The 20,472-nt window shown below is 28.6% G+C and carries 21 protein-coding genes (1 of these 21 cut by a window edge); 12 read left to right on the top strand and 9 right to left on the bottom strand.

The features are described from left to right. The 6 genes from kdsA to lptB are packed head-to-tail and all read left to right on the top strand — an operon-like array spanning position 1 to position 4,954. Positions 1-813 (top strand): 3-deoxy-8-phosphooctulonate synthase, encoded by an 813-nt coding sequence (gene kdsA, locus VJY38_RS07335; RefSeq protein ID WP_353680042.1) that lies wholly within the window; start codon positions 1-3, stop codon positions 811-813. Then, positions 806-1,291, top strand: coding sequence for an HAD hydrolase family protein (locus tag VJY38_RS07340; RefSeq protein ID WP_353680043.1), 486 nt, complete (start codon positions 806-808; stop codon positions 1,289-1,291). Before kdsA ends, VJY38_RS07340 begins: the two co-directional genes overlap by 8 nt. A gap of 25 nt (positions 1,292-1,316) precedes the next feature. Continuing rightward, positions 1,317-2,294: a KpsF/GutQ family sugar-phosphate isomerase gene (locus tag VJY38_RS07345; RefSeq protein ID WP_353680044.1), complete on the top strand. Its 978-nt coding sequence runs from the start codon at positions 1,317-1,319 to the stop codon at positions 2,292-2,294. Then, on the top strand, positions 2,291-2,833 hold the full coding sequence (lptC, locus tag VJY38_RS07350; RefSeq protein WP_353680045.1) for an LPS export ABC transporter periplasmic protein LptC: 543 nt from the start codon (positions 2,291-2,293) through the stop codon (positions 2,831-2,833). The genes VJY38_RS07345 and lptC overlap by 4 nt, the downstream gene beginning before the upstream one ends. Further along, on the top strand, positions 2,830-4,221 hold the full coding sequence (locus VJY38_RS07355) for an OstA-like protein (protein WP_353680046.1): 1,392 nt from the start codon (positions 2,830-2,832) through the stop codon (positions 4,219-4,221). The genes lptC and VJY38_RS07355 overlap by 4 nt, the downstream gene beginning before the upstream one ends. Then, complete coding sequence (gene lptB, locus VJY38_RS07360; RefSeq protein WP_353680047.1) at positions 4,211-4,954, top strand: LPS export ABC transporter ATP-binding protein; 744 nt, start codon at positions 4,211-4,213, stop codon at positions 4,952-4,954. Before VJY38_RS07355 ends, lptB begins: the two co-directional genes overlap by 11 nt. A 229-nt stretch (positions 4,955-5,183) precedes the next feature. On the opposite strand, the gene VJY38_RS07365 is transcribed toward lptB, so the two are convergent. The 6 genes from VJY38_RS07365 to VJY38_RS07390 form a co-directional block, all read right to left on the bottom strand. After that, a complete protein-coding gene (locus VJY38_RS07365; RefSeq protein ID WP_353680048.1) occupies positions 5,184-6,770 on the bottom strand; it encodes an acetaldehyde dehydrogenase (acetylating) in 1,587 nt (528 codons plus the stop codon). A 105-nt stretch (positions 6,771-6,875) separates the two neighbouring features. After that, complete coding sequence (locus tag VJY38_RS07370; protein WP_353680049.1) at positions 6,876-7,628, bottom strand: LytR/AlgR family response regulator transcription factor; 753 nt, start codon at positions 7,626-7,628, stop codon at positions 6,876-6,878. Between the two features lie 2 nt (positions 7,629-7,630). Beyond that, positions 7,631-8,677 (bottom strand): sensor histidine kinase, encoded by a 1,047-nt coding sequence (locus VJY38_RS07375; protein ID WP_353680050.1) that lies wholly within the window; start codon positions 8,675-8,677, stop codon positions 7,631-7,633. Further along, complete coding sequence (locus VJY38_RS07380; protein ID WP_353680051.1) at positions 8,674-9,405, bottom strand: LiaF transmembrane domain-containing protein; 732 nt, start codon at positions 9,403-9,405, stop codon at positions 8,674-8,676. Before VJY38_RS07380 ends, VJY38_RS07375 begins: the two co-directional genes overlap by 4 nt. A 7-nt stretch (positions 9,406-9,412) precedes the next feature. Next, a complete protein-coding gene (locus VJY38_RS07385) occupies positions 9,413-10,132 on the bottom strand; it encodes a LiaF transmembrane domain-containing protein (RefSeq protein ID WP_353680052.1) in 720 nt (239 codons plus the stop codon). A gap of 110 nt (positions 10,133-10,242) precedes the next feature. Continuing rightward, positions 10,243-11,529, bottom strand: coding sequence for a DNA recombination protein RmuC (locus tag VJY38_RS07390; RefSeq protein ID WP_353680053.1), 1,287 nt, complete (start codon positions 11,527-11,529; stop codon positions 10,243-10,245). A gap of 139 nt (positions 11,530-11,668) precedes the next feature. Here VJY38_RS07390 and VJY38_RS07395 point away from each other — a divergent pair, with 139 nt between their 5' ends. The 6 genes from VJY38_RS07395 (at position 11,669) to VJY38_RS07420 (ending at position 18,923) form a co-directional block, all read left to right on the top strand. Further along, positions 11,669-14,134 (top strand): penicillin acylase family protein, encoded by a 2,466-nt coding sequence (locus VJY38_RS07395; RefSeq protein ID WP_353680054.1) that lies wholly within the window; start codon positions 11,669-11,671, stop codon positions 14,132-14,134. 61 nt (positions 14,135-14,195) lie between these two features. Then, on the top strand, positions 14,196-15,149 hold the full coding sequence (locus VJY38_RS07400; RefSeq protein WP_353680055.1) for a methylenetetrahydrofolate reductase: 954 nt from the start codon (positions 14,196-14,198) through the stop codon (positions 15,147-15,149). Next, positions 15,150-16,166 carry a Gfo/Idh/MocA family protein gene (locus VJY38_RS07405; protein ID WP_353680056.1) on the top strand — a complete coding sequence of 339 codons (1,017 nt, stop codon included), beginning with the start codon at positions 15,150-15,152 and terminating at the stop codon, positions 16,164-16,166. Positions 16,167-16,337: 171 nt separating this feature from the next. Continuing rightward, complete coding sequence (locus VJY38_RS07410; RefSeq protein ID WP_353680057.1) at positions 16,338-17,342, top strand: D-alanine--D-alanine ligase; 1,005 nt, start codon at positions 16,338-16,340, stop codon at positions 17,340-17,342. After that, positions 17,339-17,623 carry an FtsB family cell division protein gene (locus VJY38_RS07415; RefSeq protein WP_353680058.1) on the top strand — a complete coding sequence of 95 codons (285 nt, stop codon included), beginning with the start codon at positions 17,339-17,341 and terminating at the stop codon, positions 17,621-17,623. Before VJY38_RS07410 ends, VJY38_RS07415 begins: the two co-directional genes overlap by 4 nt. Continuing rightward, complete coding sequence (locus VJY38_RS07420; RefSeq protein WP_353680059.1) at positions 17,613-18,923, top strand: replication-associated recombination protein A; 1,311 nt, start codon at positions 17,613-17,615, stop codon at positions 18,921-18,923. Before VJY38_RS07415 ends, VJY38_RS07420 begins: the two co-directional genes overlap by 11 nt. Here VJY38_RS07420 and dprA read toward each other — a convergent pair. The 3 genes in view from dprA to VJY38_RS07435 are tightly spaced (at most 24 nt apart) and all read right to left on the bottom strand, a layout consistent with a single transcriptional unit that may run on beyond the window. After that, on the bottom strand, positions 18,920-20,020 hold the full coding sequence (gene dprA / locus VJY38_RS07425; RefSeq protein WP_353680060.1) for a DNA-processing protein DprA: 1,101 nt from the start codon (positions 20,018-20,020) through the stop codon (positions 18,920-18,922). The genes VJY38_RS07420 and dprA overlap by 4 nt on opposite strands. Before the next feature lie 24 nt (positions 20,021-20,044). Then, entirely contained in the window at positions 20,045-20,329 is a 285-nt protein-coding gene (locus VJY38_RS07430) for a EutN/CcmL family microcompartment protein (RefSeq protein WP_353680061.1), read from the bottom strand. Next, positions 20,310-20,472, bottom strand: partial view of a hypothetical protein gene (locus tag VJY38_RS07435; protein WP_353680062.1) — the 3' portion only. Its footprint extends 113 nt past the window's final position; 163 of the gene's 276 nt are visible here — the last part of the coding sequence; its start codon lies beyond the right edge, outside the window; the stop codon is at positions 20,310-20,312. Before VJY38_RS07435 ends, VJY38_RS07430 begins: the two co-directional genes overlap by 20 nt.

A 20,472-nucleotide genomic window follows, 5' to 3' on the forward strand; every position in this document is an offset into this window, starting at 1 on the left:
ATGCTTCTAATTGATAACATAAAAATTGACAATAAATTACCTCTTGTTTTGATAGCAGGACCATGTGTTATTGAGAATGAATACATTACACTTCATACTGCAGAAGTAATTAAAAAAATTACAGAAGAATTGGGAATTCAATATATCTTTAAATCAAGTTATAAAAAAGCAAACAGAACCAGCATTAAATCTTTTATTGGTCTTAAATTTGACGAGGCACTCAAAATTCTTGAAAAGGTTAAAAAAGAATTTTCCTTACCTGTTTTAACTGATGTTCATTCAGAAAGTGAAATTAATGTAGTTTCTCAAATTGTAGATGTTGTTCAGATTCCTGCATTTTTATGCAGACAAACAGATTTACTTTTAGCTGCAGGCAGAACAGGCAAAGCAGTTAATATTAAGAAAGGTCAGTTTCTCGCTCCTGATGATATGCGATATGTTGCAGATAAAATTGAAACAACAGGCAATAAAAAAATTATGTTCACAGAAAGAGGTACAACATTCGGATATCATAACTTAGTTGTAGATATGAGAAGTCTCGAGATAATGAAAGAAACTGGATATCCAGTTATTATGGATGCTACACATGCAGTTCAAATACCAAGTCAAGGTGGAGTAAGTGGTGGCGAAAGAAAATTTATTCCTGCTTTATCGAAAGCAGCAGTTGCAGTTGGTATAGCAGGCTTATTTCTTGAAGTCCATCCAGATCCAGATAAAGCTTTAAGCGATGCAGCAAGTCAATTTCCTTTAGATAAATTATATAATCTTCTAATTACAGTAAAAAAAATTGATGAATTGGTAAAAAATGAATAAGGAGATAATTAATAAAATTAAAGAGATTCGCTTAATTATTTTTGATTTAGAAGGAGTATTATTAACTCAAGCAAATTTAGATGAAAATATTATAAGTCAATTAGTTAGTTCTATCGAAAAAGCAGTAGAGGATTTTCAAAAAAGAAATATCAACATTGCAATAATTACTGCTCGACCAGAAGATGAATTAATAGAACGATTAAAACAAATATCAAATTGTACAATTTTAAGTTCTTCTTTGGATAAAGTAACAGCAGCTGAAAAAATATTAGCTGAAAAAAAATTAAACTGTAATAATGTTTTTTTTATTGGCGATGGGATACTTGATATTCCTTTAATTAAAAAGTGTGGTTTATCTGCAGCTCCTAAAACAGCAAAACGCGAAGTAAAAAGAGAAGTAGACTTAATTATAAATAGTAATGGTTATAATGAAATTTTTACAGAAATAATGAATCTCATTGATATGGCAAAAAATTAATTACAAATTAAAATCAAAGTTAATTATGTCAGAAGAACAAATAATTGAAAAAGGGAAAGAAGTAATTAAAATAGAAGGAAATGCAATCTTTAATTTGATGAATAGTATTGATGGAGAATTTGTTAAAGCAGTGAAAGTGATTTATAATTCTAAGGGAAGAGTCGTATTTACTGGAATGGGAAAGTCTGGATTAATTGCAAGAAAAATTGTAGCAACTCTAAATTCTACAGGTACAGCAGCTATTTTTATGCATCCCACAGATGCTCTTCATGGCGATCTTGGAATGGTTCGTAAAGATGATATAGTAATTATTATTTCGAAAAGTGGTGATACAGAAGAATTGTTGAGATTAATTCCAATGTTTAAAAGAATCAATGTAACATTAATTGGAATGCTTGGAACTCTTGATTCAAAATTAGCTAAGGAATGTGATATTGTTTTGAATATAAATGTTAAAGAAGAAGCCTGTCCATATGACCTTGCACCAACTGCTTCAACCACTGCTGCATTGGTTATGGGCGATGCACTTGCAATGGCATTACTTGAATTACGAGGTTTTACAGAAAAAGATTTTGCTATGCTTCATCCTGGTGGTAGTCTTGGTAAAAGACTTTCACTTCGTATCGAAGAAATTATGATTACAGGAAAAGATATTCCTATTGTTAATGAATCGACTTCTCTTAAAGATACAATCTACGAAATTACTTCAAAGAGACTTGGAACAACATGTGTAGTCAATAACGAAGGCATTTTAACTGGAATAATTACTGATGGCGATTTAAGAAGACTACTTGAGAAAACTATGGATATTAAGAATCTTACTGCAGGTGATGTGATGACAAAAAAACCAAAAACAATTACTAAAGATAAACTGGCATCTTTTGCAATTCAGCAAATGGAAAATTATAAAATAACTTCTTTAATAGTCGTTGATGAACATAACAAACCCGAAGGAATTATCCATCTTCACGACCTTGTTAAATTGGGACTTCAATCCAGATGAAAATATTTTTCTATTTTTTTATAATCTTACTTTTAGTTGCATGCAAAGAAGAAAAAGTTAAGCCCAAAATTGAAAATAGTCCTGTTGAAGGTGAAATTCCAATTCATGAAAGCTGGAATTCAAAAGTAATTTTTAGTAGAGATGGAAAACTCAAAGCTATCCTTTATGCAAATCACTTAAAAAAATATGAACTTCAAAAAGTAACCTTACTGGAAGGTATAAAAGTTGACTTCTATAACAACAATCAACAAAAAGTAACTACATTAACTGCAAAATTTGGTAAGGTAGATGATACAACCTTGGATATGTTTGCAATGGATAGTGTTGTAGCAGTAAATGATAGTGGAACGGTTTTAAGTACAGATGAATTAATGTGGAGAAATAAAGATCAGAAAATTCTATCGGATAAATTTGTGTCTATTAAATCAAAAGACGAAATTATTGAAGGATATGGATTTGAATCAGATCAACATTTGAATAATTATGTTATTTATCATATAACTTATTCAGCAGTTTTAACTAATAATAGGAAAAAGTGAAAATAAAATATTTTATAATATTCTTAATCATTTCAATTAACATTGTCGCACAGGAAGATAATATAATTCGTGTATTTGGAGATAGCCTTGTTGGTAAAAAAATTAATGGCGAATCAATTCGTGAAGTTCACGGAAATGTTATTATGACGCAGGGAAGTGTTAAGATTACTTGCTTAAAAGCAATTCACAATATTACAAGAAACATAGCAGAATTATTTGGAAATGTAATTGTTACTCAGGATAGTATTACAATTTATACGGATTTAGGATTTTATAATGGTAATTCAAAGATTGCATACTCAAAATCTGGAGTAACTTATTTTGATGGTCACATACATCTTAAAGCAAAAAATAGCTTTTATTATTTTGATGAGAAAAAAGCATATTTTTATGAAAATGTAAGATTGAATGATTCAATTTCTGTTCTAACCACGGATACATTAACTTATTATGATAATGAAGACAAAGCTATAGCTGTAGGTAATGTTGTTGTAAAAGATACTGCTGCAATTATTTATGCTGATTCATTAATTCATCTAAGAAATGAAAAAATTACTTACGCTTATAAAAATATAAAGATAATAGATCCATCAAATAATCTTTTAATTTCTGGAAATAAACTCGAAGATTATCATAATGAAAATTATTCAAGAATTACTGGAAATCCTTTACTTATTAAAATTGATACCACAGATGCAAATAAACTTGATACACTTATAATTACTGCTAAAATGATGGAAGCCTATGGAGATAGCACAAAAAGATTAATAGCAAAAGATTCGGTGAAGATTGTTCGTGGCGAATTTGCATCAATTAATAATTATTCAATTTATTATCAAAAAGATCAACTACTTTATTCACATAAAAGAGATGAAGATAAAATAGCTCCAGTTTTATGGAATCAAAATACACAATTTATTGGAGATACAATTTATATTTCGCTAAAAGATAATAGAATTGAAAAGATGAATATAAATTCTAATGCTTCTATAATTTCTAAAAATGAAAAGTACGATTTTCGTTTTGATCAAATATCAGGAAATAATATTAATTTAATATTTAGTAATAATAGATTGAAAAGAACAGAAGTTAATGGCAATGTACTTAGTATTTATTATTTATACGAAGATGGTCAACCTAATGGACTGGCAAAATCAAGTGCAGAAAAATCTATTATTCTTTTTGATGAAGAAAATAATGTCGAAAAAGTTATGTATTATGGTAATCCAAATACTGAATATTATCCAGAAAAATTAGTAGAAGGAAAAGAAAAAGAATTTACGCTTCCAACATTTATAATTATAAATTCAAGACCGCAAAAGGAAGATTTATTGAATGGCAAATATTTTTTAATTAACCAACTTTTAGATGTGGTAAATGGAAAATGATTTAATACTAAAAAGTGAAAAGCTGGTAAAAATTTATAAAAAAAGAACAGTAGTAAACGAAGTCTCAATCTCTGTCCAGCAGGGAGAAGTGGTGGGATTACTGGGACCTAATGGTGCAGGTAAAACTACAACATTTTATATGATTGTTGGAATGATTAAACCTGATGGCGGAAAAGTATTTTTGAATAATACAGAAATAACACATGAACCCATGTATAAACGTGCTAATAGAGGAATAGGTTATTTACCACAGGAAGCATCAATTTTTCGTAGACTAAGTGTAGAAGATAATATAATGGCTATTTTACAAACACTTGATATTTCTCAACAGGAAAGAAAAGATAAGTTAGAAAAATTACTTGAAGAATTAGGAATAACACATGTCAGGAAAACTCTTGGTTACCAGCTTAGTGGAGGTGAAAGAAGAAGAACAGAAATTGCAAGAGCATTAGCAACAAATCCAAAATTTATTTTACTTGATGAACCTTTTGCTGGTATTGATCCAATTGCAGTAGAAGATATAATGAATATTGTTGCTAATCTTAAACATAAAGGAATTGGGATTTTAATAACTGACCATAATGTACATGAAACATTAAGTATTGTTGATAGAGCTTATATTTTAATTAATGGAAAAATATTTAAAGAAGGTTCTGCTCACGACCTTGCAGAAGATAGTGATGTAAGAAAATTGTATCTTGGTGAAAAATTTAAACTCGATAGATATTCTTAATTATTCAATATAAGATATGTTATTAATGCAATAGCACTAAGATATAATAAAGTAAAAAGTGTCTTTTTAATAATTTTCTTAATCCTATTTTTTCTTTCATGCCTTATGCTTGAAGTTATATCTCGTTTATAATCACCTTTTTCAATAGACCAATTGTTGAAAATATTTTTTCCCATATTGTGGTATATTAATCGAGATAAATGATTTTATAAAAATCAATTTAGTGATTTCATATTTTGAATTCTTTAATAATTTTTTGAATCTGTTCTTCTGTAATCTCACTACCAAGTTTTAAGCTTTCTGTGTTTCTTGATACTTCATTATATGAATCGTATTTAGGATTTCCAGCTCGAGCTCTCAGTCGTTCTTCAATTAATTTAGTAAAGTTACCAGGTTGATTCGTATCTAAATTTCTTGAAGTAGTAAATTGTGGTATATCAAATGAACTCACGCAGGAGCCTTCGTTAATAGCTTTTGTTTCAAATGCTAATGTTTTTATATTCATTAAGTGTGAGGCAGAAACATTTTCAGAAATTATTGAGCCACCCCAAGTTCCTGGACCTAAGGTTAAAGATGGAGTTAAAGCTGTAGTATAACCCACTGCACCTACAGATGATGAAGTATTAACGACGATTCTAAGTGCAGGTTTTTCAAGAGCAAATTTCATTATTATTTCTTTATCGTTCGAGTGTATTGCTAATGTATGACCAATTCCTCCAAATTCCAGTAATTCAATGCATCGGTGACAACCTTCTAACCATCCATCTACAATATAAAAAGCCAGTATTGGAGATAATTTTTCAATTGATAATGGTTCTTCTTTACCAACTTTAAAACACTCGGCAATTAAAACTGTTGTATTATTGGGCACAGAAATTCCAGCATAATCTGCTATCCACTTTGCTGATTTTCCAACAATATCTGCATTAAGTTTTGCACCTTTTGCTATTTTATCTTCTAATTTCTTTTTTTCTTCTGAGTTTAAGAAATAAGCTCCTAATCTTTTTGCTTCTTCAATTACTTTATCTTTAACTGGTCTATCAACAATCATTGCTTGTTCAGATGAGCAAAGAACTCCATTATCGAATGTAGTACCATAAATAATATCTGCAACAGCTTTTTTAATATTTGCAGTTCTTTCAATAAAGGCAGGTACATTACCTGGACCAACTCCATAAGCAGGCTTTCCTGAACTGTAAGCTGCTTTTACCATTTGCATTCCACCAGTAGCAAGGATTAAAGAAATATTTTTATCTTTCATCAAAGCTTCTGTTCCTTCCATAGTAGGAATAGTAATACATTGAATTAATCCCTTAGGAGCTCCTGCTTTTTCTGCTGCTTCAGATAATATTCTCAATGATTCTATTGTACAATTTAATGCTTTGGGATGAGGACTGGCAACAATTGCATTTCTACATTTTAATGAAATGATTGCTTTGAACATTGCAGTAGATGTTGGATTGGTCGATGGAATTAATGCTGCAATTACTCCCATCGGTTCAGCTATTTTTAATAGCTTGCCATTTTTTTGAATATCTATTACACCTACTGTTTTGAGATTTTTAATTGATTCATAAACATCGCGAGTTGCAAATTGGTTTTTTATTATTTTGTCAGAAACTTTTCCAAAGCCTGTTTCTTCATATGCTAATTTTGCAAGATATTCAGCTTTCTCACAACCAGCTTCTGCCATTGCTTTAACAATTTTATCAACCTGTTCTTGATTATAATATTTGTATTCTAACTGAGCTTCTTTTGCTTGAGCTGCTAAATTGCGGGCTTCTTGAATTGATTGAAGATCTTTGTCAAAGTTCATGATGTTCTCTTTATTTATTTCAAAAATAATGAGAACATATTCAAAGTTCAATTTCTGATTTTATGAACAAGATAATAAACTTTCTCAATTATGCTTGAAATTAAATTATCTAATTAACTCTTTGATTTTTTGAAAACCTGTTTTACTTACTGGAAGTTTAGTGCTATCATCTAAAATAATTTTGTATGATTCTTTTTCGTATAATTCTATTTGTTTGATACAAGAAATGTTTGCAATGTAAGAACGATGTATTCGAATAAAATTTTGTGGATTCAAATATTCTTCAAAGTATTTCATTGTTTTTTCTTTTAAATAATTTCCTTTTGAAGTGTAAATCATAACATAGTCGTCCTGTGCTTCAATAAATTTAATCTCAGAAACAGGGATGATAATAATTTTTTGATTTTGTTTTATAACAACTCTTTCTAAGAATTCTACTTTTTGTTCTAAGGTTCTGGATAGTGCTTCCAATTTTTTATTTGATTCATTCTTGTTGTTTAATAAATTCATAGCTTTTTGTATTGAGTCATCAAACCTTTCTTCTGAAAATGGTTTTAATAAATAATCAATTGCATTTACTTCAAAAGCTTTAATTGCATAATTGTCGAATGCTGTAGTAAAAATTATAATTGGGGGATCTTCTAATAGTTCTAACATTTCAAAACCAGATATTTTGGGCATCTGTATGTCAAGAAAAATTAAATCTGGTTTCAATTCATTAATTTGTTTTAAAGCTTCGAATCCATTAGAACATTCTGCAACAATTTGAATTGTGTCATATTTCGCAAGATAAGTTTTAATTATATCTCTGGCTAACTTTTCATCATCCACAATGATTACTTTTATTTTCTTGTTCATAATCATATAGGTATATAAATATTAACTCTAAAAATGTTATTTGATTTTTCGACACTTAAAAGATTATCTTGATTATAAATTAATTTTAATCTGTTTTGAATGTTTTTGATTCCTATTCCTTCCCCCCTTCTTGGTACAGCTTCTGGATCATAATTATTTTCAACTATTATCTTAAAATATTCATCTGTTTTCAAGCATTTTAATTTAATAATGATTTTTTCTAAACTTTCGTATACACCATGTTTGATAGCATTTTCGAAGAGTGGTTGTAATATCATACTTGGAATCATGACATTTTTACACTCAGGATCAATTTCTTCGATAAAATCAAATTTGTCTTCGAATCTAATTTTTTCTATGTCCAGGTACAATTTAGAATAATTAATTTCATCTTCCAATTTATTTTTTTGATGTTCATTTTTTGAAAGTGTATTTCTTAAAAATGATGAAAGCTTTACAGTCATTTCCTGTGCTTTTTGTGGATTGTTAATTATTAATGCATTAATCGAGTTTAAGCTATTAAAAATAAAGTGCGGATTAATTTGATACTTAAGAGATTTTAATTCTGCTTCTTTAATTAGTGCTTTAAGCTCCGCTTCTCTTATTAATTTTTCCTGAAAGTTATTATAATAAATTATAACATAATCAATTGCAGTTATTATCGAATAGTACATTATACCAATTATTAAACGCCAGACCAGAGATTTATTAAGAAATACAATATAAATTTTATCTTCGATTAGAATGTTTTTAGTTAAATAAAAACCTGCAATTATCCAGAATCCAGTTGATATAAAAGCAGCAGCAATATGATTAATAAATATTTTAGAAGTCGAGTAAATATCCAGTGTATTATAATTTACTGGATACCAGATGCTTATTCCAAGAAGCAGGTATAATCCATTAAAAATAATGCTATCTATTAGTGCTGAATTGATATTTATTGATAAGAACCAATTAAGAATTATGGTGTGCAATAAAAATATTGAGAACCATGTTATTAGATAAATTGTGAATAATTTTTTGTTTTTAACAAATGGATTAATCATAAAATACTTTTTATTTCTCCACCACCAAACAATATAATACCATTAATGATTAATAATCCTTCTGATGAAGGTAATGAATTATTTATAAAGTATTGTTTTGAATCCATCCCTCCAAAGATTGTAGTAACATTAGTAATTACTTTCCAGTTTTTTGGTACTAATATTGTAAAACCACCAACAAGACAAGTTATTTCCAGAATTGCTTCTCCAGGATACAAATTTGATTCGGTTAAATCTATTTCAGTTGCTCCAGCTATTATTGTGATTTTCCCGCCTTTAAAATTTTGAGATGTTATTTTTCTTTTATTGTGAGCTAATAAACATGTTTCATCTAAGAAATCATCTGTAATATTAAAAATGTTCGAATAACTTTCTGAGTAAATTCTTCGTTCTTCTTTTTTTTGTTTTTCTTCATTTCTTTTTAATATGAAATAGAGACCAATAATTATTATAAATAGTGGGAATAAATCCCTGAACGAGAAATTGAAAAAAGGCTTAAATATATGGTTGATTAAACCATAAGCTCCAATTACAAGAAGGATTATACCAAGAGTATTGTTTTTTGCCCTTATAAGTAAAATTATTCCAATTATTATTAATATTGTATGCCATGAAAAGATTATATGACGAAAACCAAAATAAAAGAAACCTAAATTATCTATAATCAATAATATTCCAATTACTATAAAAATTATTCCAAGCCAGTATCGTAAATTTGATTGATGCATATTTTACCTATAATGTATTTTTAATTTCACCACCGCCGAATAACACAAAACCTTTGATTAAAAGTTTTTTGTTCTCTTCGTATTTAATACTTGGATTTTTTATTCTATTATCACTAAAGCCACCAAAAATTGGAAGAATATCAATTTCAACATACCAGTCAGATGGAACTATTATAGTTGAACCTCCAAAGATGGCTGTAATCTCTAACACATTTTCTCCTTCAGCAAGTTTACAGTCTAAAAAATTTATTTCAGATCCGCCAAATATTGATATGATGTTACCTCCTCGAAAATTGTCAGTATGTAAAATCTTTGTGCTTCCACCAAAGATAGAAATTTCTTCAATTGTTTCTTTTATATTATATTTTTTTTCGCCAGCTAATCTTTCTTCTGTATTTGAAGAAGTATGATTTTTATATGTATGAAATTTCCAGTAATATTTTTCATGATCTTTTTTTCTAAATATTATCATTATTCCAATAATTACAAAAATTAATGGCCAGAGTTCAGGGAGTAAACTGAAAAGTCCAATTGCAATGAAGATAATCCCTGCAATATTATTTTTTGAAAGAATGATTAATAAAATTCCAAAAAGTATTAATAAATATTCCCAGGTTAATAGTTCTTCTGGAATTAGTTCTATTCCATAATTATTTAGAATGAATATCAAACCTATTAATACAAGAATTAATCCAATAACAATCCGTGTTCTAATGTAATAAGCCATATTATCTCCAGGATTTATATACAAAATTTATGTTTATAGATTTATATAAGTAATAAAAAATCGGTAAACCACTGCTATTTATCGGTGAATGTCGAAATTTATAACATAAATTATTCTAATAATTTTATTTGCTCATCTGGTGGAAGTATCTGAACATCTTTTAATTGTCTTTCAATTTTTCTTGTTGATTTTGTAGCTTCTTCAATTTTATTTGATGCTTCTTGTAATTTCTTTTGAGTTGCTTCTAAGACATCTCCAAATTTGCCAAATTCTGTTTTAACCGAGCTTAATATTTTCCATACTTCACTTGAGCGTTTCTCAATAGCAAGAGTTCTAAAACCCATTTGCAAACTATTCAATAAAGCTGAAAGAGTTGTAGGACCAGCAATTGTAACGCGATATTCTCTTTGAAGTGATTCAGCTAATCCCGGTCTTCTTAAAACCTCTGCATATAGTCCTTCCACAGGCAAAAACATGATTGCAAAATCGGTGGTGTTTGGTGGGTCTAAATATTTTTCGGCGATTTTTTTTGCTTCGTTTTTAATTCTTGATTCAATTGCTTTAACTGCACTATTTATTGCTTCAATGTCAGAATTATCCTGTGCGTCTAAGAGTCTTTGATAATCTTCGATTGGGAATTTAGCATCTATTGGTAACCACACAATTTCATTTTTTGAAGAATCTCTTCCCGGCAGTTTTATTGCAACTTCAACTTTATCATTACTTCCTTTTTTTGTTGTTACATTACGTTCATATTGTTCACGCGTAAGTATTTGATCGATTAAATTTTCAAGTTGAATTTCTCCCCATGTACCACGAGTTTTTACATTAGTTAAAACATTTTTTAAATCGCCAACTCCACGAGCAAGCTCCTGCATATCACCCAGACCTTTATATACTTGTTCTAATCTTTCGCTTACTAATTTGAAAGATTCTCCCAATCTTCTTTCTAAAGTAGCATGTAATTTTTCATCAACAGTTTGACGCATTTCTTCTAATTTCTTTGAATTATTTTCTTGAATTTCTTTTAAATGTGTTTCAACTCTTAACTGAAGGTTATCAAATTTTTGTTCGTTAGATTGTGTGAGTTTTGAAAGTTGTTCAGCAAAAATATCGAGTTGACTTTTTTGCATTTTGGCAATTTCATAAAGTCTATTTGCCAGTTGTTCGCCAAAAATATTAATCGTATTACTCAATTCTTCTCTTTGAGATTTTAAAGATTTAGAAATTTCATCTCTATTTCTGTAAAGTTCATCCCGAAAAGCTCTTTCAATTCTTTCTAATTCTAATTTTGTTTCGATTTGATTGAATGAATTAATTTTTCTATTAACTAAGAAAACAAATAATAATATTATTAATGTTAATGCTAAGATTACTATAACTGCAACATTAATCATAAAATCACCTTTAGATAAATTTTTATTAAACTTATATTGTAATAACAAAATAAAAAATAATTTGAAAAGTGTCCTGAATAAATTTATCAATCATCGTATAATTTTATAAATTTATTGATGTAAACTTGAAAACTTAGTCATGAAAAAGTGGAAAAAAATATTAACTGGCATATTTGGATCTATAGTTGTAATAACTCTTTTCCTTTTTATTATATCTTTTTATATGCTGAAAAAAACTTTGCCAGATTATGATGGAGTAAAAAATGTCAAAGGAATTTCTTCCACTATAACTATTTATAGAGATTCTTTTGCCATTCCAATGATAATTGCAGAAAATGATGAAGATATTGCATATGCATTAGGATATACTCATGCTCAGGAAAGATTATTTCAAATGGATATTGCAAGGCGTGCTGGCGAGGGGAGATTGAGTGAAATATTTGGTTCAAAAACAATTCCTTTTGATCGTATGTTTAGAACTCTTGGCTTTTATAAAAGTGTAGTAAAAAATTATAATAAACTAAATCCTGTAACAAAAAAAATATTAAATGCGTATTCAAAAGGAGTTAATCAATATATTCAAGAAGCAAAAGGAAAGTATCAAATTGAATTTGATGTTTTAGGCTATGATCCATATCCATGGAAACCTGAACATAGTTTACTAATTGCAAAGTTAATGGCTTGGGAATTAAACTTAAGCTGGTGGGCAGATGTAGCATTTTCGAATATAGTTAAAAAGTTAGGTGCAGAAAAAGCAAAACTTCTTCTTCCAGATTATCCACAAAATGCACCAACTATAATACCTAAATCATTAGAAAAGTTTACAAGAATTAATGAAGATTTTATAAAAGTCGATAAGAAGTTTAGAGAATTTATGAGTTACAATGGAACACACATTGGTTCAAATAGCTGGGTTGTTAATGGAAAAATGTCAACATCAGGTAAACCAATAATTGCTAACGATCCTCATCTTGCATTTTCAGCTCCTGGTAAATGGTACTTTGTAATTTTAAGAAGTAATGACTTAAATGTTGAAGGATTTACTATTCCTGGACTCCCTTCAGTAGTTATAGGAAAAAATCAAAATATAGCATGGGCTATGACAAATGTTATGGCAGACGATGCAGATTTTTATTATGAAACAATTGACTCGACGGGAACCAGATACTTTTTTAATGGCCAATGGAATAATTTAATTATTGAACGAGATTCTTTTGCTGTTAAAGGTTCTTCGTATTATGCTTTTGAGATTAGAAAAACTCATCGTGGACCAATTATTTCTGATGTACATCCATTTAATGTTTATTATCCCGAAGAGAAACAGGCTGCTAATTTAAGCATGAAATGGACAGCACAGGAATTTAGCGATGAATTGTATTCTTCTATATTAATAAATAAAGCAAAAAATTGGAATGATTTCAATAAAGCTTTAGAATATTTTACAGTACCAGGTCAAAATTTTATTTATGCAGATAAATATGGAAACATCGGTTATATTTGTGCAGCTAAATTACCTGTTAGAATTTCAAACAGTCCGACATTAGTTTATGAAGGTTCAACCGATGTTAATGATTGGAAAGGATACGTAAAGTATGAAGAGATGCCAAAACTTTTTAATCCATCTCAAAATTTTATTGCATCTGCAAATAATAAAACTATAGATAATTTTAAATATCACATTTCCAATATCTGGGAACCATCATCAAGAATTGAAAGGATAATTGAATTATTAACATCAAAATCAAAACACTCTGTAGAAGATTATAAAAAATATCAACTTGATTTTGTCTCTCCATATGCAAGAAAAATTACTAAGTATATCATAGATGCTTTCAGTAATGTAAGAATAACAGAGAAAAATTTGCAGGTAACTCTCGAGTTATTTAAAAACTGGAATTATGAATTAGATGAAAAAAATCAAATCTCTACTATATATACGACCTTTCTTCATTTCTTGATTAAAAATACATTAGAAGATGAACTTGGAAAAGATTTAATTAAAGAATATGTTTTTCTTGCAAATATACCTTATAGAAAAATTCTTGAGTTACTTGATGAAAACAATTCTCAATTGTTTGATAATATCAATACGCCCGAACTTGAATCAAAAAATGATATTATAAGAAAAAGCTTGGTTGATGCACTAATTTATTTAGAAAAAAATTATGGAAAAGATATTAAAAAGTGGCAATGGGGTAAAATTCATCAGGTTACTTTTAAACATTCATTTCATGGCATTGCAAATATTATCGATAACTTAATTGACATTGGACCATATCCTGTTGGTGGAGATGGAACAACCATATTTAATACTGAATATTCCTTTACCGCATTATATGATAGTAATGAATATGAATTAAAAATTCTAAAGAATAAACCTTTTGAAAATACATTGGGTCCATCTATGAGATATATTTACGATTTTGGAAATCCAGATTACATTGATATTATAATGCCTACAGGACAATCAGGCAATTTTATGAGCAAACATTATAAAGATATGACAGAATTATGGTTGAAAGGGAAGTATATAAGAATTCCACTAAAAGAAAATGAATTTATTAGTAAATCGAAACATAAATTAATTTTATTACCTTTAAAGTAATAAACATCTGATAATTTGAAACATAAATGTTAAATTTAATAAACTAAAAAAGTATTTAATTATGAAAGTAACAGAACATTTAGCTAAAGCAAATGACACATTAATAAGCTTTGAAATAATTCCTCCAAAACGTGGTGGAGATATTAAACAATTACTAAGTGTGCTTGATGACATAGTAAAATATAATCCTCCATTTATTGATATAACAAGTCATCCTGCAGAAGTTGTATATGAAGAAACTCCGGGTGGCGAAATAAAAATGAAAGTAAAAAGAAAACGCCCGGGGACATTGGGAATATGTGCCTTAGTCCAAAATAAATATAATGTTGATGCTGTCCCACATGTTTTGTGCACTGGATTTACAAAAGAAGAAACAGAAGATTTTTTGATTGAACTTCATTATCTACAAATTGATAATGTACTTGCTGTTAGGGGTGACGATAGTGGATTTAAAAAACCAGTTAGATATGGAAGAAGTGTTAATGAATATACAATAGATTTAATAAAACAAATTCAGGATTTAAATCAGGGTAAATATCTCGAAGAAGGATTACTTGATGCTGAACCAATGGATTTTTGTATAGGAACAAGTGGTTATCCACAAAAACATTTTGAAGCACCAAACTTAATAACTGATATAAGATATACTAAAGCAAAAGTTGATGCTGGTGCTTCTTATATTGTTACTCAAATGTTTTTTGATAATAAAGATTATTTTAATTATGTAGAATTATGTAGGAAAGAAGGTATAAATGTGCCAATTATTCCAGGATTAAAAATTATAACTTCAAAAGCACATGCTCATACATTACCTAAAAATTTTTACATTGATATTCCTGCTGAATTAGTTGAAGAATTAGAAAAGGCAAAACCTGAACATGCACTTGAAATAGGTGTAAATTGGGCTTATAAACAAGTTGAAGAATTGTTAAATAAAAAAGTTCCAGCTATTCATTTCTTTATAATGCAAAATTCTAAACCTATTAACTTACTTATGAAAAAATTAGGTTACTAAATGATATTACCAAAGCCTAAAAATTTGAATATACATGTGCCTATCCCTAAGAAATTAAAATGGGGAATAGCTGGTTGTAGCAGCTTTGCAGAAAACACAGTCCTGCCGGCATTTCAATTGTTTAAAAGAAGTAAATTAGTTTCTGTCTTTAGTCATGATTTAAATAGGGCACAGTATATATCGAATAAATTTGGGGCTCCATTTGCTTTCAATAATTTTGATGATTTCCTTAAAAGTGATATAGATGCAGTTTATATATCGAGTAAAAATTCAGATCATTACTGGCAGGTTATTAAATCTGCTGAATCGGGTAAAAATATATTATGTGAAAGACCACTTGCACTTAATTCATCACAAGCCAAAGAAATGATTGAGGCTTGTAAAAAAAATAATGTTATTCTAATGGTAAATTACCTTCACCGTTTTCATCCATTAATTATAAAAACAAAAGAATTATTAGATAAACAATTGCTTGGTAAAATTGTATCTATTAATGTTACATACAATATTGATTTTCCACCAAGTGAAAATTTTAGATTCAAAAAAGAATTAAGTGGTGGAGGTGTATTACGAGATATTGGTTCGCAGGTCATAGATTTATTGAGATATTTTGGCGGAGAAATTACTGAAGTGAAAGGATTCATTGATAATGTAATTTATAAAAGTGAAGTAGAAGATTTTGCTACTGCTATTCTAAAATATGAAAATGGAGGATATGGTTTGTTCAATGTTTCTTATGATACTAAAAATACTTTAATGAGAACAGATATTCTTGGTCATAATGGTTTTATTTGCCTTGAAAGTTCTATTGATAAAAAGAATTTTTCAACAAAATTGACAATTGCATTGCATGGAGAATCTAAAAAAGTATTTAGGAAAAAAATTAATAAAGTTACTTTCATGATTAGAGCTGCTCAAAAGGCATTTCTTAAAAAACAACTACCTCCAGTTTCAGGAGAAGATGCGCTTCGAAATATGTATATAATTGAAGAAATAGAAAAGCAATGTTTGTTCTAATAATATTCATTGTATTCTTTTTTATTCTTATAAAGTCTTGCAAAATAAAGTTTCTTTCATGTCAAAATTGTAATAAAGAGATGAGGTTAATATTGAAGTATTGTTAAGTTTAAGAAAAATAGTAATTGATAAATTTATTGAAATAATTTCTTAACTAATAAATGATTCAATATGGATAAAAATAATATCACAATTGCTCTCCTTCTCGGAGGTATTTCACCAGAACGTGAAGTATCAAAAGCTACAGGTAAATCTATTTATTATGCTTTAAAATCGTTGAATTATAATGTAATTGTTATCGATCCTGCATATGGATTAAATCAACCTGATGATATATCTAAATTTTTTGAGAGTAGTGATTTTAGTGAAATTAACTTGAGAAATTACATTGAAGTAATAAATTCAAAAATTTTCGACGATGTAAAATTAGCTTTTATAGCACTTCATGGTAAATGGGGAGAAGATGGTACAGTCCAATCTTTACTTGAAATGAGAGGAATTAAATATACAGGATCAAAAATTCTTGCAAGTTCTCTGTCAATGGATAAGTGTATGTCTAAAATTATGTTTCAACATTATGATGTTAAAACTCCTAAATGGTTTATTGTTGATAGAAGTGAAAAGAATTATAACCTGATAAATGAAAAGATTAATAAATTTTTCGGTTATCCATGTGTAGTCAAACCTAATGATCAGGGTTCCACAATTGGTTTAACAATATGTCGAGGTGATCAGGAATTGCAAAGCTCCATTGAACTGGCTTTTCAATATTCAAACAAAGTTTTAATAGAAGAATACATTGCAGGAAGAGAAGTTACAGTTGGAATCATAGGCCAACAAGCATTACCTGTGTTGGAAATAAAACCTAAATCTGGTTTTTATGATTATAAATCAAAGTATACTGCTGGAATGACTGAATATATTGTACCAGCAGATATTCCAGCAAATGTAGTAGAACATCTTCAACATCAAGCATTACTGGCTTTTAATTCACTTGGTTGCGATGGTTATGCAAGAGTAGATTTCAGATTAACAAACGATTATAAAACATATTGTCTCGAAGTAAATACTCTACCTGGTATGACTACAACAAGTCTTCTCCCTAAAATGGCTGCTGCTGCTGGTATAGGTTTCGAAGAATTGATTCAAAGAATAATTCAATTAGCATTAAAATGAAAATTAGTAGAAAAGTTTATAATATTATTTTTATTTCGTGTTTGATATTAGCTTTTGCATATTTATTTTTTAATGATAATGGTATTTTAAAGTATCTCAAATTAAAAAGTGAAATAAAATCACTTGAAGCAGAAATAAATAAGGCTGAAATTAAACTACATAATCTTCAACTTGAAATTGATTCTTTAAAATCAAGCAAAGAAAAAATTGAAAAAGTTGCACGAGAAAAATATCATATGTTCAAACCAACTGAGAAAGTAATTAAAATAGATGAATATTAATTTGAAAAAAGAATTTAATATACCTAAAATACCACTTGCAGAAAGAGTTAGACCTCGTAGCTTAGATGATTTTCAGGGACAAAAGCATTTAGTTGGTGCTGGTAAACCTTTAAGAATTATGATTGAGAATGACACTTTGAGTTCTATAATATTATGGGGACCTCCTGGAACAGGTAAAACAACTCTTGCAAAGATTATAGCAGAGCACACAAATTCAGATTTTTATCAATTAAATGCTGTCTCTTCTGGAGTTAAAGAATTAAGACAAATAATTGAAAAAGCAAAAGAAAATCTAACTTATTATCACAAGAGAACAATTTTATTTATTGATGAAATTCATCGCTATAATAAATCGCAACAGGATGCTTTACTATCCTCGGTAGAAACAGGTGAAATAATTTTAATTGGAGCGACTACCGAAAATCCATCATTTGAAATAATCTCTGCATTAAGGTCCCGTGTAAGAATATTTATACTTCATGAATTATCAAAAAATGATTTACAGAATATTTTGAATAATGCATTAGTTAAAGATGAGTTTTTAAAATCATTAAAAATCAAAATTGAAGATCCGGATTATTTGATTTTTATATCAGGCGGAGATGCAAGAATTATGCTTAATATTCTCGAAGCAGCTGTTATTCAAGAATTAAATAATGAAGAGATTATAATTACTAAAGATATAATTCAAAATGTTGTTCAAAAGAAAAATATTATTTATGATAAAAATGGTGAAGAACATTATAATCTTATTTCAGCATTCATAAAAAGCATTCGTGGGTCAGATCCAGATGCAGCAGTTTACTGGCTTGCAAGAATGCTAGAAGGGGGCGAAGATCCTTTATTTATTGCAAGAAGAATGATTATTCTTGCTTCGGAAGATATTGGTAATGCAATGCCAAATGCACTTGTTTTAGCAGAAGCAACATTTAGTGCATGTGAAAAAATAGGTATGCCCGAAGCGAGAATTATACTTTCACAATGTGCTATCTATCTTGCATCGGCACCTAAAAGCAATTCATCATATATCGCAATTGATAAAGCAATTAATGATGTTAACTCGCTTCCTCAATATCCAGTACCATTTCATTTAAGAAATGCCCCAACAAATTTTATGAAAGATATTGGATATAGTAAAGGTTATAAATATCCACATGATTATGAAAATAATTTTGTTGAAGAAAATTACTTGCCCGAAGAATTAAAAAATAAACAGTATTATTTCCCGACAGAAAATGGAATGGAAAAAACAATTAAAGATAGGTTGCAAAACTTCTGGAAGGGAAGAAAAAAATATTAATCTGCAAGTACAAACATTTTACCCGGCAATTGCTTTATTAAACCTTTGAATTCCAGTGTTAATAAATTTACTAGACAATCGGAAGTTGACATAGAAGATAATAATGCAATTTCATCAATATGTTTTGCTTCTGTACCAATAACTTGTAATAATTTTTCTTCGAAAAGTGTTAACTCTACAGAAGGTTTCTGAATATTTTTACCTGTAAGTGGTTTTAATTTTATTTCTAATTCTTGTAAAATATCTTCGGCATTTGTAATTAATTTTGCTTCTCCTCTTTGTATTAATTTATTAGGACCTTCTGCTTGTTTAACATTAATATTTCCGGGGATTGCAAATACTTCTCGATTCTGATCAATTGCATAAGCAGCTGTTTGCATAGCACCACCATCAATTTTCGTTTCGATAACAAGTGTACCTAAACTTAAACCTGATATGATTCTATTTCGTCTTGGAAAATTTTGAGCATCGGGTTTTGTCCCAAGTTCATACTCTGTTATTATAACTCCTTTTTCAGTTATTTCATTAAATAATTTATAATTTTCTGGAGGATATACTACATCTAACCCAGAACCAATTACTGCTATTGTCCTCCCATTTGAATTAAGAGCAGATTTATGAGCAATAGTATCGATACCACGAGCTAAACCACTAACAATCGTAATATTTTTTTCAACTAATTCATGAACAATTTTTTCTGTTTGAATTTTTCCATAAGTAGTTGGTTGGCGTGTCCCTACGACTGCTAAAGAGTATTTATCTTGTTCTGTAAAAGATCCTTTTGTATAAATAATTAATGGAGGGTAATAAATTTTTTTTAATAATTCTGGATAATCATTATCCCAGTATGTAATAATTCTTGCATTAATTTTTGAGAGTTTATTGAGTTCATTTTCTACTTTGTTTTTTATTGATTCATATTTTGATTTTGCATTCAATAATTTTTGAGAAAGGTTTATATTGATTCCATCTACTTTTAATAATGAGTATAAATCAGCCTCTAAAATATTATCAAAACTTTTAAAATAATTTAGCAATGAAAAAATTTTGTGAGGACCTATACCATCAATACTCAATAGTAATTTGAGTAAAACCAAATTTTTAAAATTATCTTCCACTATTTAATTTGATTCACTCTTTAATTCAATTTTATCAACGATTGCTACTATCATGGTATTTACAGGAGCATTTTTATGTCCAAGAATTTGTTGAACTGCGTCGCCCTCCTGAACAATCAATACGATATCGCCGATACCAGCATCATTTAAATCTATAGCTAAAAAATCGTTGTTCCCTATATATTCATAATTAAAATCAACTGGGTGCACTATTAATAATTTATGTCCTTTAAGGAATTTATTTTTTTGGGTAGAAACAACATTCCCTTTAACTCGTGCTAATGTCATTACTGTTTTTTGTATTTCTTTTTTTAATAATAATTGAGAGAGGAATTACAACTAAATAAGCAAATAATAAAATAATAGGTGATATTGAAAGTGATAAGTAACTATACCAGGGACCTTGTGCCATTAAGAAGTAACCAATACTT

This window comes from Rosettibacter firmus, from assembly GCF_036860695.1.
In the GTDB taxonomy this organism is placed as follows: Bacteria; Bacteroidota; Ignavibacteria; order Ignavibacteriales; family Melioribacteraceae; genus Rosettibacter; species Rosettibacter firmus.

Coding starts and splice junctions, on each gene's coding strand:
- VJY38_RS07365 (WP_353680048.1), bottom strand. CDS start 6,770: ATGAACTTTGACAAAGATCTTCAATCAATTCAAGAAGCCCGCAATTTA.
- VJY38_RS07380 (WP_353680051.1), bottom strand. CDS start 9,405: ATGCATCAATCAAATTTACGATACTGGCTTGGAATAATTTTTATAGTA.
- VJY38_RS07345 (WP_353680044.1), top strand. CDS start 1,317: ATGTCAGAAGAACAAATAATTGAAAAAGGGAAAGAAGTAATTAAAATA.
- VJY38_RS07410 (WP_353680057.1), top strand. CDS start 16,338: ATGGATAAAAATAATATCACAATTGCTCTCCTTCTCGGAGGTATTTCA.
- VJY38_RS07370 (WP_353680049.1), bottom strand. CDS start 7,628: ATGAACAAGAAAATAAAAGTAATCATTGTGGATGATGAAAAGTTAGCC.
- VJY38_RS07390 (WP_353680053.1), bottom strand. CDS start 11,529: ATGATTAATGTTGCAGTTATAGTAATCTTAGCATTAACATTAATAATA.
- lptB (WP_353680047.1), top strand. CDS start 4,211: ATGGAAAATGATTTAATACTAAAAAGTGAAAAGCTGGTAAAAATTTAT.
- VJY38_RS07405 (WP_353680056.1), top strand. CDS start 15,150: ATGATATTACCAAAGCCTAAAAATTTGAATATACATGTGCCTATCCCT.
- VJY38_RS07375 (WP_353680050.1), bottom strand. CDS start 8,677: ATGATTAATCCATTTGTTAAAAACAAAAAATTATTCACAATTTATCTA.
- VJY38_RS07415 (WP_353680058.1), top strand. CDS start 17,339: ATGAAAATTAGTAGAAAAGTTTATAATATTATTTTTATTTCGTGTTTG.
- VJY38_RS07420 (WP_353680059.1), top strand. CDS start 17,613: ATGAATATTAATTTGAAAAAAGAATTTAATATACCTAAAATACCACTT.
- VJY38_RS07395 (WP_353680054.1), top strand. CDS start 11,669: ATGAAAAAGTGGAAAAAAATATTAACTGGCATATTTGGATCTATAGTT.
- kdsA (WP_353680042.1), top strand. CDS start 1: ATGCTTCTAATTGATAACATAAAAATTGACAATAAATTACCTCTTGTT.
- lptC (WP_353680045.1), top strand. CDS start 2,291: ATGAAAATATTTTTCTATTTTTTTATAATCTTACTTTTAGTTGCATGC.
- VJY38_RS07340 (WP_353680043.1), top strand. CDS start 806: ATGAATAAGGAGATAATTAATAAAATTAAAGAGATTCGCTTAATTATT.
- VJY38_RS07430 (WP_353680061.1), bottom strand. CDS start 20,329: ATGACATTAGCACGAGTTAAAGGGAATGTTGTTTCTACCCAAAAAAAT.
- VJY38_RS07385 (WP_353680052.1), bottom strand. CDS start 10,132: ATGGCTTATTACATTAGAACACGGATTGTTATTGGATTAATTCTTGTA.
- VJY38_RS07400 (WP_353680055.1), top strand. CDS start 14,196: ATGAAAGTAACAGAACATTTAGCTAAAGCAAATGACACATTAATAAGC.